We start from the raw sequence: 16,474 nt of genomic DNA on the forward strand, positions 1-16,474 counted from the left end.
TAAAATACTAAAATTTGCCAAATTTCCCAAATTTCCAAGTTCAGTAATCTTAAAGAAAAAGTAAGCTTTTTCTGTGACACACTTCTGTATAAATGAACATAGACAACGATCAAGTAAAACACAACAAAGGAACAAAAAAATGGATGATAAACTGATGTTAATGATTCCTGGGCCAACTCCAGTGCCAGAAACAGCATTACTAGCAATGGCTAAACATCCAATAGGCCATAGAAGTGGTGACTTTTCCAAAATTATGGCAGAGGTGACAGAAAACCTCAAATGGCTCCATCAAACCAAAAATGATGTGCTAATTTTGGCATCTAGTGGAACTGGAGCAATGGAAGCAGGTATAATTAACTTCCTAAGTCCAGGCGATCGTGTACTATGTGGATGTAATGGTAAATTTGGCGATCGCTGGGCAGAAGTAGCGGAAGCTTATGGCCTCCAAGTGGAAAAAATTACAGCAGAGTGGGGCCAAGCTCTAGATACGGAACAATTTCGTCAACACCTAGAAGCGGATAAGGACAAGCAGATTAAAGCAGTAATCCTTACTCATAGTGAAACTTCTACAGGTGTTTTAAATGATATTGAAACTATTAATAGTCATGTTAAAGCTCATGGTGAAGCTTTGATTATTGTAGATGCTGTAACCAGTCTTGGGGCAGTTAATTTACCAATAGATGAGTTAGGTCTTGATGTTGTTGGATCTGGTTCTCAGAAAGGTTACATGATACCTCCTGGTTTAGCTTTTGTAAGTGTGGGAGCTAAAGCATGGACTGCTTATGAAACAGCTAAGTTACCACGTTACTATCTTGACTTAGGTAAGTATCGTAAAGATGGAGCTAAAAATACGACACCTTTTACTCCACCAGTAAATCTATTCTTTGCTTTGCAAGCTACCCTGAGAATGATGCAAGCTGAAGGATTAGAAAATATTTTTGCTCGACACGAGCGTTTAAAGAATGCAACTCGTTCAGCAGTCAAGGCTTTAGGTTTGCCCTTACTAGGTCCAGATACAGTAGCTAGTCCTGCTGTTACAGCAGTTGCTCCGCCACCAGAAGTAGAGGCAGAAAAAGTCCGAGCTATTATGAAAAAACGTTTTGATATTGCTTTAGCTGGTGGACAAGACCATCTGAAAGGAAAAATTTTCCGTATTGGACATTTAGGCTTTGTCTGTGACAGAGACATTCTGAGCGCGATCGCTGCTTTAGAAGCTAGTTTGGGAGAATTGGGATATAAATCTTTTACTCCAGGGGCTGGAGTAACTGCGGCTTCTAAAGTTTTAATTGAATCATAATTAAATTGGTAGTTTAGTAGTTAGTAGTAAATTGTGAATATTGAAGATATTAATCGTCAAATTGAGTGTTTACTACTAGCTACGTCTTGAAAAATCAAATTTCACTATTTTTATTAAGTTGAAATGTAGTTTTTAATTAGGGCTTGCTGATTAAACCTAAAAGTATTTACATATAAAGGTTTTAGCATTTTTAGGTCAGTAATTAAAGTACGCCTGTTTCAGCTCTTAATGCACGGTTCCCGAAAAATCAAAAAGTTAGTTTAGTATTTTAGGCAAGAGTTGGGAAAAAAATTACTACTCCCCTACTCCCCTACTCCTAAAAAAAGACTTTTTCAGCAAACCTTAATTATTGCTCTTCTGATTAATTCTCTCGCGCATTGACTGGTAAAGACTTGAGCGTTTTTGGTATACCAAAAAGTACAAGGTTTTCAGTTTAAAAATGTCAAAAAGTTAGCATTTTGAGCAAACTAAGAACAGAAAAATTAGGGGACAATTCTTACTTCTACCTCCTCTAAATTCCCTATTTCTCCTGACTTCTACCCCTACCAAAAAACTTTATTCAGCAAACCCTAATTAGACTTGTATTTTATATTTATAGTAGTTGTGAAATTTCTGTTTAGTTTAGTAATAATTTCCTGCAGAATGTAGAGCTAGCAACTCTTAGAAGTAGTAAGCTTTTCCACAATCATAATTCTTACCTTAAGAGGTTGAATGTATCAGGAAATATAAAAAAACAAGATAGGGAACAGGGGACACTTAACTAGGAACAGGTATGGAAGGAATAGGCGAAAAAACAATTATTTGTTATCAAGAAATTCACTCTTATCTGATTGACTATGAATAGTCATACTTCCTCCATATCTAGAGTTATTTTAATCCCTTACCTTATTCAAGCTAGTTGATTGAGTTGTGAAACTTTTTTCCTAATACTTATTTTACAAACAGTCTCTAAAAGATGAGGTTTAAATGAATACTTCTCGTGGTTAAGGGAACCTAATTTAGTAGTAAATTTTTATTCTCTTTCAATTTCTTAATAGCTATTTCTCCCTGAATTCAACCATACCTGTTTTGCTATCGCAAAATATCATGTCCGGTTAATTAGCGGTCAAAAAAATTCTTCTCAAACATACTTTTTTCCTCCCTTCTGAATTGCATAATTCAGAATTGCTGAATTTTGACCTAATCTATTTATAACTGTTCATCCGGACATAATATAACTCCATTTTTATTGTTCTGTAGGAAAACACCGTCGCTAAATGGAAAGGGAAGCATTCCCGAACAGAAAAAACTTAGTTACGACCCGACCCCAGAGACTAGCTAATAACTAATAGCTAAATACTTACTTTAGTTAAAATCATAAGTATTTTGTAGCCAATCAAATATTTTGTCTAATTGTTCTAGAGTCACCAAACCATATTGCCACAAAATCATCGACAAAGCATTAGAGTCTGGTTGAGGATATGGTAATTCTGAAGTAACACTAGCTCGTTCAGCAACTGCTATAGAAGCTGAAGAGATAGATAATTCATTTTGCAAAAAATTGATAAAGCGAGCATAGTTTGTTGATGTCATATTTCTGTTCACCTCCTTTTTTTTAAAACACCATTTTCTGTGTAACTCTTATTCTGAATAAAATATATACGTTACATATTTGAGAGAATTTCCAAGTCAATGAAATTAATATTTTTTACCTTGACTTTAACCATTCAGCTATTAGCTATTCAGCTCATCGTTTGGAATGCTACCCAAACAGCTTTTCCTAGGTCATACTGCGCAAAAAGATGCCTTAAAGTAATACCTACTAAGTTTAGGCGATGACCTTTTTCATGTCGGACTTTTAACTCTCCTTGGAAACTAATTCCTCTTTCTAGCTGATGGCTGAATGCTTACTCTTGACTAAGCAATTGTTGACTATCATAAAGTCAATATTTTTGTGTATAAACCTAGGGTCATCCAGTTTTTTATCTGTTCTATAGCTCTAAATTTTTATACCATTTCTCCATTAAGTTCAACTTAACAAAAGATGAGAGTAATCTGTGTAATCAGGTCTGAGCAACAATTATTAAGTGCATTGTTCAAAAAAATGGTATTAGAACCAAATTCAAAAACTTTTTTTGATGAACTAAACAAAAGCTAGAAGTTACCTATCAAAACAACAAGAGAACTTTAGCTTCCTTCGGTTTGGATCTACATAAGTCACCCTTACTATTCCGCAAAATCAGGTAGTAGTTCAGATAAATGTTAGTCAAATTAGAATTTCTCAAAATATATACTGCTACGCCCAAGAAAGTTATGCACTTAATACAGTTATGTAAAAGTTTACTACAATTAGATTTTCAGTTTGTACAACTATCAAACAGCTTAATGGGTAGTGCTATATATACATTGAAGTTAAAAAATAAGTCAGCTTTTCAATTATTTGAAAGGGGATGTTTTAACCTTCTCAAAAAGTTTGACTATGCTGAAATCCAAGATTTTTGAATACCAGTCAGCAATAAAGATTCAGCAATCAGAAAAGACTCAATTTTAGCTGATAGCTAGTTAAAAATAACTTATTATTGCTGCCAGTCAAAATTACATAAAATTTGCTATTGAATTATTACTTAAGTCAAAAAAACATAAGCAGTTAGGGTATAAAATTTAAGTAGTTGTGTTTGATTAAAACCATCACCACTTATGAGGGGAACCTTGCTCCAGTCATTTGATTATACAATAACTTTACTGGAATGCTTGTATATTATATTCCTACTTACAATACAAACATTTTTTGTAGTTATTTTTGTGCATAAAAACAGATCGCTAAGTTTTTAGACTAGCACAAAATTCGATCTCTCTCACACCAATTCATTAAATCAAGTCAAGTACAAAGTAGACTCTCAACAAGACAAGCTTTATCTTGAACCAACAGAACATTAGGTGAATAAATGTAATTTGGTATTATAGTATAGCAAATTATAATCTTACTGTATATACCTAACAAGTAAAATAATAAAAAGTTTTCTTAAATTTTGTCAACCATAATTCAGAATTTCCTTCTTTTAGAAGTCGCAGTTCATAGATGAGGATATACAACTTCTCATTTTGCTCGGCTCTATATGAGACAAAAATCCTAGTTTATTACTACTTTTCTTGTGTTTACTCCCAATTTATTCTGTTTGATTTTCAGATAAACTTTTCAGAGTATCTAATTTTTAGTAATTATTATTCGTTCTCCAACCTTCAAACCTAATTCCCTAATACGTCCTCCCCGCACTTCAATAACTCGATCAACTGGCACACCAGATCCATATAAAGGGCAAGGATCAGCTAAACAAGGAGGAACATCAAGAGCGATCGCCTTAACCACACCAGACCGAACAAATATCATATCAAGAGATATTTTGCAATTTTTCATCCAGAAATTAACCTTCCGAGGAGGGTCAAAAGAGAATAGCATTCCCCGATCGTCAGGTAATTCAGTCCTATACATCAGACCCATTGCTTGCTCTTTAGGAGTTTTCGCCACCTCCAAATTAATTATTTGACCAGATATTTGAGCTTGGGCTGTAATTGGCAATACCTGGGCTTCCTGAGATACCTGAAAATTTGATAGGTGTTGAGCTTTTGCTTGAATAGTAGTAGTCTGTGAAATTATCACAAATGTTATTTGTAGCAAACAGCCAACCAAAAACAGAATTATTCCCGACTTAAATAAACCAAACTTACTACCCATAACAGAATCTCAAATTCTTTAATCACTTCTATAGGACTTAAGCATAGACCATATATGTAGAGTTCAAAAACTATAACGTTATAGTTTTTTCCACTATATGTAGTACCGATGCGTAATTCCTGTTCTAATTACCAATGAATAATGGATAATTGATAATTAATACATTAGCTGTTGAGCTTGTGCTTGAATAGTAATAGTCTGTGAAATTATAATAAATGTTATTTGTAGCAAACAGCCAACCAAAAACAGAATTATTCCCGACTTAAATAAACCAAACTTACTACCCATAACAGAATCTCAAATTCTTTAATCACTTCTATAGGACTTACCGAATTATTAAATAATTCGCGCCTTGAAGCCTCTCCTTGGATAGGGGAAAAAAGTGCTCTTGAATTTCCTTATCTTCAATTCCGTAACGGTTTTAACCAGAGGTAATTATCAATTATCAATTATCAATTATCAATTATCAATTATCAATTATCAATTATCAATTAATGAAGCATAGACCATATATGTAGAGTTCAAAAACTATAACGTTATAGTTTTTTCCACTATATGTAGTACCGATGCGTAATTCCTGTTCTAATTACCAATAGATAATAGATAATTAGTAATTAATATATTTGGTTTAAAACCTCTCCTTTTAAGGAGAAAAACCAAACCCTATATCCAATCAACCAAGAAAAGAAGTAAGATTTTCGCACTTGCTTCAATCAAGTACCGTTTTAACCAGAGGTAATCATCCATTATTCATTATTAACTAATAGATATCTCCGAATTAAAGATATAGACCTTTGGCAATAGTAGGGAACAGGGAACAGGGAACAGGGAACATATTTTTAGGAAAAAGGTACGAAAAATGATTTAGGCAACTGAATTTTACAAATCTAGCTTATGTTAAATAAAGGGTAAGTTTATTTTCTGGAGATGTCTAATGAAATATCATTCTAAGTTTCTCTCAAAACATACCCAATACCACGGACAGTCTGAATTAATCTCTTCTCACCCTCACCCTCAATTTTCAGCCGTAAATATCTGATATAAACCTCAATTACATTAGACTCACCTAAAAAATTATAACCCCAAACATTTTCCAAAATCTGTTCGCGACTCAAGACTTCGCGAGGATGCTCCATTAAAAACTTTAAAAGCTCAAATTCTTTCATAGTCAACTCAATACTACGACCATGACAAAAGACCCGCCGACCACCTAAATCCAAAACTAAATTCCCAAATCTCAACTGGTCTTTATCTAAAGTAGTAGGCTGCAAATAAAAGCTAATTAATTGTAAAAAATCATCACTCCGATAAGGTTTGAGAAAATAATCATCAGCTCCAGACTCTAGACAAGCAACACGATCTTCAACTTGGTCGCGACCCATCAAGAGTAACATGGGCATCTTATTACCCATTTTCCTCAGATTACTACACAAAGATAGTCCAGATTCCCCAGCCAACATTCTATCAATCACAATTAAAGCAGGTTTAAGCTCCATAGCTCTATGAATACCTAAACTAGAGTTAGGAGCAACAATTGGATGATAGCCTGACTCTTTTAAGTCTAGACTCACATATTGGGCTAGAATTTCATCACTCTCTATTATTAAGACAGAACGATTTTGGTCAACAGTTAGGGTACTCATACTAAGACTCGCTTATCTAGATTTAGATTAATTGATATAACCCTGATTTTTTAGCATATTGGAGTTAGTCTAGCACTGAGAATTGTTACAAAAAATGAGATAAAGGTTTTGTTCAATCAGGAAGGAAAACCAGAAAACAGAAAATTAAAATGCTATCTTGACCTAATAATTTGAAGGAACTCTCTGATAGATACATAGTTTTCCAGAATGCAGATATTCAGTAAATAGAAATATAGCTTCAGGACAAAAAGTCTGTCAACGAGGCTATAAGGAACTTACCGAAAAATAAAGGTATAAAGCCTTCTATTTTAAGAGAACAAAACTGCTAGGATATTTCCTGATATTCAATTCTGTTACCGAAAAATAAAGGTATAAAGCCTCTTATTTCAACGATAAACAAAAAAATTTTCCTTTTATTCAATCCTCTTACTTTTAGGGAGAGGTAATTATCAATTATCAATTATCCATTATCAATTATCCATTATTGAAGGTTGTCATTGAGGTAATTATCAATTATCAATTATCAATTATCCATTAATGAATATACAGGTACTCTGGAGGAAAGAAATTGTCAAGTTGAGTTTTTGGGAGCATTCTGCCTAGATAAGTTATGCAGGACACCAATCTCTAAAAACGATTTTGGAAGACCACGCTTTCAATAATTAATTATTAATTATTAATTATTAATTATTAATTATTACCTCTTCTTATAAAGAAGAGGATTGGATCAAAGGAATTTTTTCTTTTTTCTTCATAAATGGAGAGACTTTATACCTTAATTTTTCCCTAACTCATACAGCTTAGGTCAGAAGGATGTCATGGCAATTCCACAGAAGTTGGCTTGGCAATATGTGGTAGTCCCCATCCCAGTTTCTCCCGGAGAATGTGAAAAAACTCAGGTGGTTTAAGTCTAATAAAACGTGCTTTATATTGTGATTGTTTCACCCTTACCCTATCCTCTGGCAGAACATAACATCCTCCATTACCATCCACAACCATCATCAGACGATTTGGACTTGCTGGAAAAATACTTACAGGTTCAGTCTCAGCAAAAACCAGAGCGCGGGATGCAAGAGAATGGGGACAAATAGGTGAAAGCTGCAAGACTGGCACTCCAGGAGTAACAACAGGACCACCTGCTGATAAAGAATAAGCAGTAGAACCAGTGGGAGTAGAAATAATAATACCGTCAGCAGCAATATCTATAGGAGCGTGCCTACCAATTTTAATCTCAAAATGGCACATACAAGTCATCGGTTCCCGATGCAAAACCATTTCATTTAAACAAAGAGCTTCCCATAATAACTCATCATTTCGGAACAGACGTACTTCTAGCATAGTCCGTTCTTCTATTTCATAGTTTCCTGCTAAAATCTGTTCAATTGCTGGGTATAACTGATTGAGAAAAGTTTCAGTTAAGAAACCCATGTGACCTGTGTTGACCGTTAATAGTGGAATATGAGAAGGTGCAACTTGACGAAATGCAGCTAGAACAGTACCATCTCCTCCTAAGACAATGGCAAATTTCATATCATTGGTAAAACCAAAGGGAACTAGCTGGTCTATGGGAGTATGGCATACAGGACGTTCTAGACTAGGGGAACCTAAAAATCCCTCCGCCCCAATGGTGATATGAACATCATAGCCATAAGCTATTAGCTTGTCTTTTAACTCATTAGTTATGCGACAAGCTATTGGTTTAGCATCGTTATAAATAATTCCTATTTTTGACACTCGAAAAAATCTAGTTCAGGGTAGTTATGCCGTTTAACTGGAGTCAAAAGTCAGAATTCCAAGGTCAAAAGTAATATTTTATAGACCCAGAAATCTGACGCTATAGTAATTTCAGGAAATTTTTTCACATCTATCTAAAGTTTGAAACTATTCGTGACATCCTGAAAGTAAATTGGTATTAGAAGGTTTAGAAGAAGAAAGGTTTATTTTTAGAGGTTGTTTTTCCTGATTTGGCTTGTTCGTATTCTATTTCCTTCAATTTTTTCATAATCCGACTATAGTATTCTTTTAGATAAGACTCTAGGGTAGTTATTTCTTCTGGATTAATGCCAAATACAGGATAAACATCATCCATGGAAGTTGTTAAAGGTTGACTACTGGCTAATACTTCTGCAAAAGCTAGTCTATCTGCCACATTCCAACCCCATTGAAATGACCTGGTAAACTGACGGAATATACGCAATAAGTTAATATTAGTACGAGTTACTTTGGCCTTTTCACCGGAAAGTCGTTCACACATCCGAATAATTTCATTGGCATCCCAAGCACGAGGACCTACTACTGGAAAACTTTTATTTTCTGTTTCGGGAACTGAAAGAGCGCGGATAGCAAATTTAGCAATATTTTGAGTATCCATATATGCAATAGCTGTTCCTTGACCAGGTACCCAAACTGCTTCCTTATCTAAAATTGGCACTGCATATTGACCAATTAATCCTTGCAGGAAGCCACAGGGTTTTAATATTGTGTATTTTAAGCCAGATTCAGCAATAAAAAGTTCTGTACATCGCTTAATTTCTAGAAGAGGAACTTGGGGATATTTTTCTGCATTTAAAAAGGAGAAAAATATGAAACGTTCTACACCTTGAGCTACTAGAGCTTGAATTAGTGATACTTTTCCTTCCCAGTCTACCTGTTTAATACTCAGAGAGTCTGTTGGTCTGGAGGTTGAAGCATCTATTACTGCATCAATTCCTTCCAGAGCAGGTATCAGACTTTTAGGTTTACAGAGATTTCCTCCGATTAGTTCGGCTCCCCACTCTTTCAAGAAGGATGCTCTACTATAACTTCTGATTAAACAGCGTACTTCATAACCTTCATCTAAGGCATGACGTACTATTTGTCTACCAAGAGTACCAGTAGCCCCTAAAATTAATAATTTCATAAAAGTTTTGTTATTTATATTAAAGAGTCATTCATCACTTTAGCAAGTTTATCTCATTTTTTTACAAAACTTAACATTTTGAGTAATAAATATTTTTATTTTTAACTTTAATTTCTTAAAAGATATTATCATACCATGATTAGCATTCCCCAATTGATGAAAATTAGGAAATGCTACTAAGTGCTTATTTATAGATATAACTTCAGCAAAATTTGTAGTAGACCGACACACCTTAAATGGTGCATTAGAAAATGGGGGATGGGGTGATGGGGAGATAGGGTGATGGGGTGAGGCGCGAAAAAATCTAATGCACAGTTTTGGCTGTGTCAGTCTAGTAGTGGACTGTTTCATCTTAAATGTTGCTTTAGGAAAATGCTGCGATCTACCTAGAGCAATAATTTAGCTCCAAAAGCTAATGCCCTATTTTAGCTGAAATAGTCTAGTAGTGGACCGACACAGCTAAAATAGTGCAATAGTAGGGGCGGGTTTTAGCTAGAATTTTCATGCTTACTCTAAGATTTATACAAACCCGCCCTAATGAAATGTAACGCACAATTTTTAGTTGTGTCAGTCTAGTAGTGCTATACCTTAAACCTGGAAGTTAATTTATTCACCTCCTTGCAATTTAAGTAAGAGGAAGCCTCCTGCTAAACCAATCAAGATTACAGTAAAAGACAAAATTGCTGCATTGAAAATTTCACCAGTCATATTCTTAAAATACTCCTATACAAAGTGTATATGTATTTTAAGCCATGATGAAGACACCAGTAAGTGAAATAAAAAAGACAATTCCTCATTTAGCAGTAACTATAGGAGACCCTGCAGGTATAGGGCCAGAAATAGTTCTGAAGGCTTTAGCAGATCCGAGGGTGAGAGAAAATTGTGATTTGACAATAATTGGCAGTCGTCAAATTTTGCAAGAAACCCATCAAAAATTATCTCTGGAAAAGCTTGTCAATTGGGAAAATTTGAAAATTTTAGATGTGGAGTTTGATGGGAAATTAGAAGATATTTGTCTGGGGAAAGGTAATGCGGTGAGTGGGGAAGCCAGTTTTTGTTATATGGAAACGGCGATCGCCCAGACTTTAGCTGGAGAGTTTGAAGGTATTGTCACTGCTCCTATTTCTAAGAGTTGCTGGCAGATGGCGGGTCATAAATATCCTGGTCAAACGGAACTTTTAGCAGAAAAAGCAGGAGTCAAAAAGTTCGGAATGTTATTTGTGGCTAGTTCGCCCCACAGTAATTTTGTACTTCGTTGTCTTTTGGCTACCACACATATACCATTAAGTCAAGTACCACTAGCTTTAACACCAGAGTTAATGAGTTGGAAATTAGAATTACTGGTGGAAAGTTTACAAAAGGATTTTGGTATTTCTAGGCCAAAAATTGCGATTGCTGGTTTAAATCCTCACAGTGGAGAAAATGGTCAATTAGGAACAGAAGAACAAGATTGGTTAATTCCTTGGTTGGAGAAAGAAAGCGATCGCCGACGGGATATACAACTTGATGGACCAGTACCACCGGATACGATGTGGGTTAAACCTGGTCAAGCTTGGCTAGGTTTAAAAGCGAATACTTATGATGCTTATTTGGCACTTTACCATGACCAAGGATTAATTCCAGTAAAACTAATGGCTTTTGATTTGGCGGTTAATACTACGATTGGTTTACCATTTGTTAGGACTTCTCCGGATCATGGTACAGCATTTGATATAGCGGGTCAAGGTATTGCTGATGCTACGAGTATGAAAGGGGCAATACAGTTAGGGAAAGAGTTAATTTTACAGAGAATTGGTAGTCCTACATAGAATGGTAGATGGTGATAAAAAATTCTTAGTAAGGAACTATCCGACTAAAAACTATAGCGCTATAGTTACAGATTAAGTCAGCTACTTTATTAGGTAATGGGTATTTTTTCTTGAGCCTAAATCCTACAAAATGCTCTATAATTTTATATTTTGCGTCAGTCCTGATAATAATAATAAGTAGATAGCCAGCAGAAATTCTTAGTAAGGGAGCAAGATACTCCTACTGTTGTTTCCCTTTGACTAAAAACTATAGCGCTATAGTTACAGATTAAGTCAGCTAATTTATTAGTTAATGGGTATTTTTTCTCTAGGCTAAATCCTACAAAATGCTCTATAATTTTATATTTTGCGTAAGTTCTGATAATAATAAGTAGATAGCCAGCAGAAATTCTTAGTAAGGGAGCAAGATAATCCTACTGTTGTTTCCCTTTGACTAAAAACTATAGCGCTATAGTTACAGATTAAGTCAGCTAATTTATTCGATAAAGGTTATTTTCCCTATACTTTAGACTTTATCATACCTTATAACACCTCACATTTTTGAGCTGAAAATTTTTCCTGTATTGAACTCATTAGGTATCTTGGCGTGAGATTAAATTTTTGAAGCATCAAGTTGTCCGTGGGAATTAGGCAATAGAAAAAAAAGATTGAAAAATACTGCAATACACCTCCAATACGCCATCTCCCCTACTCCTCTACTCCCTTACTCCCTCACTCCCCATCCCCAGAGTAGTTGACTTAGTGAATCTATAATCTAAAATAGAAAATATACAAATAGTTAGTACAAAGAAGCCAACAAATTTTATTGTTAGGTAAAAATACTTGCTAATAAAATTTTGTTTTAGCTCATCTTATAGGAAAAAATCAATACCTAAAAATATACCGATTAAAGTATGAGCTAGCAAAAAATTAAATGCTTAAAAACTCAAAAATCATCTTAGATAACCTAGAAGAAAATGTGATTTTCTATGCAGGGAAAAATGGATTATGAAACTTTAGGGAAAACAGGAGGAATTAGCACAACTCCTGGAACACCACAATGGGCGCTTGCAATTAAGTTAAAACTACAATCTGTTCTGAACAAAAGTATAGTTGCTAATGCAGAACAATTAAAAGCATGGCGTGAATTAATGAAACAACCAGCAGTTTATCAGCAATTACTTGATGAGCAAGGAAAACCATTTAATAGTTATGAGGAATTATGTCGTGCTCAACCACCTTATGGATTGGGTTGTGAACCGAAAGAAATTGAAGAATTAATTAGTGGATTAGAATCAACTGAAACAAAAAAAGTTGATATACCAGAAGACCCACTTAAAGATTTAGGAAATCCATCAAATTATTTTCATAAATTCGCAAAACTTGTGGAAGTTTGTTCGGATAATGAAGTTTTAAACGCATCTAAAATAGGGGAAATATTAGATTATGCTCATAGCACTGCTCAATTATGGAGAAAACGATGGGAACATTTGGGATGGTTGGAACAATCAAAAAGTAGTGGGAGAGGTTTTTATCAAATTACTGAGTCAGGAAAAACTGCGGTGAAAAATTGGTTGGAACAACAACCTGGAGGTAAGGTAAATAAAGAATTATGGGTAGTAGTTCCTAAGAATCCTCAAAAGGCAGCAGAAAAGTTAATTAAGTCGTTCAAATCTGAAGATTTAAGAGAGATTTACAAACTAATTGGAGAATCTTTTAGTCAAGAATCAACTGTATTTTCTGGAGATATGGAATGAAGATTAGTCTGTAGTTATCATCAGCTTTACCTAATTCATTTATAGCTATCAGCTCAAGTCAAAACTATTGGTTGTAAAGGATTTCGATTTTATCAATTTTATAGCAATTTTTTGTATTGCTATAGTGGTAAAAGATCAATTTTTTACTTTTATATAATTTGATTCTGACAAAAAATATTATACCAAGCGTGATAAATGTTTGCTACAAATAACTAGGCTATTTATTAGAAGTCAGGTAGAATATCCATTGGATTGGCAACGTAAAGAATGAATGGGTTTAATATAATTTTTTAGGTCGGAAATTATCTTTTTTGTTAAAGGGATATTTCAGATAAAGTCTTTTAATGGTGTTTATTATTCGTAACATTCTTTTTTCAGAATGGTATTATCTAGAGAATATCCAAGTGTTAAATGTAGTCCTAAACTGTATTTTAACCAATTAATGTTAATATCAATAAAAATATAGCAATCCTATTTGATTAGTGTACAAAATTCAAAAGCTTTTAGGGAACACTTAATACTTAACTGGGAACAGATGAGAGTTTCAGTTTTTTTTATTGACTTTTTGATTTGTCGCAACTAATTAGCGGATTGCTATAACTGTAAGGATTACTTTGAAATTAGGGATTTTGAGTCAACTAAATTATGTTATGGTTCAATAAAAATTGAGCTTATTCAAAATAATATCCATTAGAATGATTCGTCTCTAATCAAATTTAAATTTAGGTTTATTGTTGGTTTATAAGCTGTGGAGATAGTCTATGTCACAGCGATAAATATATTTTTTTTTAGTCAGCAATATGACTATTTTAGGATGTTTAACTACGGGATTTTTGCCAGTGTTAAATATATTGATTAATAAAATTAATAAGAGGGAGTAATGACGGAACTTTCCACTGAACAAATGCTTTATTTGCTTTATACGTTTGCCTATTCAACAGAGGGAACAGTAACTAGAAGTACAGTCAGGAATCATTTATCTAAAAAACGCCGACCTAATGCAAAACAAGTTTGTGAGAGTTTATGTGAGTTGAAGTTATTGGAGTCTCCTAAACGAGGCAGAATTAAAGTTACTGAAATGGGAATGCAAGCTCTAGTTCTTAATCTTCAAACAACGGAATATAAGTTTAGGTCTAACAAAGGACCTAAACTTTTAAATGCTCTGATGGCTTGTTTAAAATTAGCAGCAAAATATAATCAGATAAATTATCAAAATGAGGATATGGATTTTGAGACTTTTGTAGATAAGTTTAAAAAGCTTTACCTTGAAGAAAGGAGGCGTCAAGAATTAGAAGGTGTTGTAGCTATTCGTAGTAAAGAAATTTGCCAAAAGTTTAGGCAAAATAATCATATTTCTGAATTGCTACTAGAAAAATATTTTGAACAGTTGAAATCTAACGGTTTAGTATTTGCAGTACAAGAAAACAATAAAGAATTAATTCAATGGATGGAGTAAATTATGCCGGAAGATGCAGGAAAGAAAAGATATATTAGAAAGTTTTTACAGCAACTTAAATTAGGAGAAGCTTATGTTGGAAATATTTGGATTGAACGTGATGTAAGATTACTAGACAAAGAAGGTAAAGGTTTTACTACAGCTCAAAGTTTATCTGGCAACTGCTCAATATCAAACATAAAGGAACTGCTTTTAGACGATATTAAATATACTTTTGATGATAGATGCTTTACATTCAGATTTGTGGCAGCACTTCTTGGTAGTGGCAAAACTTCCCTATTAAATTATTTGCATGAATTAACAAAAACTCAATCCAATTATGAAGAACACTCTGTAGTTATTCAGTTTTCACCTTCTGATTTAATGGCAGTTGGTGGTAGTCATAATTTCAGCATTAAATTTTACTGTTATATTTTAGGAAATACTTTTTGGCAATTAATAAATAATCAAAAAATATTACCAGAAGTTAAAGAAGTAGCTAAAGATATTCTCAAGGAATATTTAGATAGTGATAACTCACTAGATCGACTAATGAGACCAGACCTTAAACCAAATCGTTTTTGTGAAAAGTTTAATGACTTTTTTGCCACAAGAGCGCTCAACTTTGCAGATTTATTTTTTGATGTTATATCTCAAGTAACAAAATTAGACCCCAGGTTTACTTTTGTCTATTTAACAGATGAATTAGATTCATTAGAAAAATTTCCACAAGAAATAGAAGAAACTAGAATATTTTTTAGAGCATTACTAAAAAAGACTGTTCATAAATTTGGAGTAAGTATTCCTCTACTAATTTATTTAGTAGGTACATCAGATAATGTAAGTTCTTTAATTGAGGGAGACCCTGTATTAAAAAGCTTGGTTAGAGAATCGGTGATTAATCTTAGTTCTGGTTCTAATAAAGAATTTATGATGATTAAACAAGAGATAGATGAAAGAATTAAAGGAGCATATAAAGGATATAAAAATTTTAATAGTGCTTGGCAAGAAATTCAGAATATACCTTTGAAACAAGCTAAGAATTTCCGGGAATTTTGTCAATATTATTCAGGAAAAGTTCTAGAAATACATGAAAAGTATTTTTCAGAAGCAGAAGAGCAAAAATTTGAAGGTGATGCTCGTGAATTAGTCAAAGCAGAATGTCAAAAAAGGTGGGGAAAGTATTTAAAGCAAAAAGCATACACATTATCAGCAGTTGAAACTACAAAAGAGCTTCAAGGCAAAAAAACAGGACAAAAACATCATTTAGATTGTTATGTAGAATTGCTTGATAATAATAGACCAATAGCTAGAGCTTTTGGTGAAGCTAAAAATTATAAATTGATTATTGAACACTTGGATGATTTTAGTTTCTGGTTAGATGATTTAGGATTTAATTCATACCCTTCAGAAAATACTCCTACAGACTTAGCTTTTATGATTGCTCCTTCATGTCCAGAACGTCTCAAAAGAAAGCTAGAGTTGCAAAATATTGAATTTATTCAAGCAGATAAAGTTATTGATAAAATATCAACTCTATCAACAAGTTCAACTATAGATAAGATTATTGAAACAAAATCAACTTCATCATCAGATTCAAAAAGCTTAACTGCCGTTAATATCAATGCAGGAAATGAAGCTGACTTAATAACTGCTTTTAAAGGAACAGGTGTCAAGAAAAAAACTATTCAAAAAATACTAAATAATAGAAAAACTAATCCCTATAGAGATTTACCTCATCTTGTATCCGATCTGAAATTTAGCGACAATGTAAAAGCAAAACTCCAAGAAAAATTTGATAATGGAGAAATTAGTTTTTCTGATTGAAGTAACAAAAATCCCAGAAATATTTGCCATGGAGAAATCGTTTCTCTGTTTCCACCTTTCCGCTGCTGAAAATTTTCTAGGCAACTGTATAAATTCTCGGAAAAATTCAAAAGTGTG

The 16,474-nt window shown here is 33.6% G+C and carries 12 protein-coding genes; 6 read left to right on the forward strand and 6 right to left on the reverse strand.

What is annotated here, in order from left to right:
• Nucleotides 1-139 precede the first annotated feature (139 nt).
• Nucleotides 140-1,297, forward strand: a complete 1,158-nt coding sequence (locus tag ACP6PK_RS13590; RefSeq protein WP_426560059.1) for a pyridoxal-phosphate-dependent aminotransferase family protein — start codon at nt 140-142, stop codon at nt 1,295-1,297.
• A 1,344-nt stretch (nt 1,298-2,641) separates the two neighbouring features.
• Here the strand turns inward: ACP6PK_RS13590 and ACP6PK_RS13595 are convergent.
• The gene (locus ACP6PK_RS13595) at nt 2,642-2,869 is read right to left on the reverse strand and encodes a DUF2949 domain-containing protein (protein WP_094672081.1); all 228 of its coding nucleotides are present in this window, start codon (nt 2,867-2,869) and stop codon (nt 2,642-2,644) included.
• A gap of 666 nt (nt 2,870-3,535) precedes the next feature.
• On the opposite strand from ACP6PK_RS13595, the gene ACP6PK_RS13600 reads away from it, so the two are divergent.
• Nucleotides 3,536-3,778 carry a hypothetical protein gene (locus ACP6PK_RS13600; RefSeq protein ID WP_426560060.1) on the forward strand — a complete coding sequence of 81 codons (243 nt, stop codon included), beginning with the start codon at nt 3,536-3,538 and terminating at the stop codon, nt 3,776-3,778.
• Between the two features lie 703 nt (nt 3,779-4,481).
• Here ACP6PK_RS13600 and ACP6PK_RS13605 read toward each other — a convergent pair.
• From ACP6PK_RS13605 to petM, 5 genes are all read right to left on the reverse strand, one after another.
• Complete coding sequence (locus tag ACP6PK_RS13605; RefSeq protein ID WP_426560061.1) at nt 4,482-5,009, reverse strand: DUF192 domain-containing protein; 528 nt, start codon at nt 5,007-5,009, stop codon at nt 4,482-4,484.
• Nucleotides 5,010-5,956: 947 nt separating this feature from the next.
• Nucleotides 5,957-6,652: a response regulator transcription factor NblR gene (nblR, locus tag ACP6PK_RS13610; protein WP_426560062.1), complete on the reverse strand. Its 696-nt coding sequence runs from the start codon at nt 6,650-6,652 to the stop codon at nt 5,957-5,959.
• A gap of 816 nt (nt 6,653-7,468) precedes the next feature.
• Complete coding sequence (locus tag ACP6PK_RS13615) at nt 7,469-8,386, reverse strand: NAD(+) kinase (protein ID WP_094674699.1); 918 nt, start codon at nt 8,384-8,386, stop codon at nt 7,469-7,471.
• Nucleotides 8,387-8,573: 187 nt separating this feature from the next.
• Entirely contained in the window at nt 8,574-9,551 is a 978-nt protein-coding gene (locus ACP6PK_RS13620) for an SDR family oxidoreductase (protein ID WP_426560063.1), read from the reverse strand.
• 606 nt (nt 9,552-10,157) lie between these two features.
• Nucleotides 10,158-10,259, reverse strand: a complete 102-nt coding sequence (gene petM, locus ACP6PK_RS13625) for a cytochrome b6-f complex subunit PetM (protein WP_094674701.1) — start codon at nt 10,257-10,259, stop codon at nt 10,158-10,160.
• 47 nt (nt 10,260-10,306) lie between these two features.
• Here petM and pdxA point away from each other — a divergent pair, with 47 nt between their 5' ends.
• From pdxA to ACP6PK_RS13645, 4 genes are all read left to right on the forward strand, one after another.
• Nucleotides 10,307-11,359 carry a 4-hydroxythreonine-4-phosphate dehydrogenase PdxA gene (gene pdxA / locus ACP6PK_RS13630; RefSeq protein ID WP_426560068.1) on the forward strand — a complete coding sequence of 351 codons (1,053 nt, stop codon included), beginning with the start codon at nt 10,307-10,309 and terminating at the stop codon, nt 11,357-11,359.
• A gap of 980 nt (nt 11,360-12,339) precedes the next feature.
• A complete protein-coding gene (locus ACP6PK_RS13635; RefSeq protein ID WP_426560064.1) occupies nt 12,340-13,095 on the forward strand; it encodes a hypothetical protein in 756 nt (251 codons plus the stop codon).
• Nucleotides 13,096-13,975: 880 nt separating this feature from the next.
• Nucleotides 13,976-14,551 carry a hypothetical protein gene (locus ACP6PK_RS13640; RefSeq protein WP_426560065.1) on the forward strand — a complete coding sequence of 192 codons (576 nt, stop codon included), beginning with the start codon at nt 13,976-13,978 and terminating at the stop codon, nt 14,549-14,551.
• Nucleotides 14,552-14,554: 3 nt separating this feature from the next.
• Nucleotides 14,555-16,357, forward strand: a complete 1,803-nt coding sequence (locus ACP6PK_RS13645) for a hypothetical protein (protein ID WP_426560066.1) — start codon at nt 14,555-14,557, stop codon at nt 16,355-16,357.
• The last annotated feature ends 117 nt before the right edge of the window (nt 16,358-16,474 follow it).

It is taken from the genome of Dapis hubbardiae BLCC-M172 (assembly GCF_050016015.1).
In the GTDB taxonomy this organism is placed as follows: Bacteria; Cyanobacteriota; Cyanobacteriia; order Cyanobacteriales; family Microcoleaceae; genus Trichodesmium.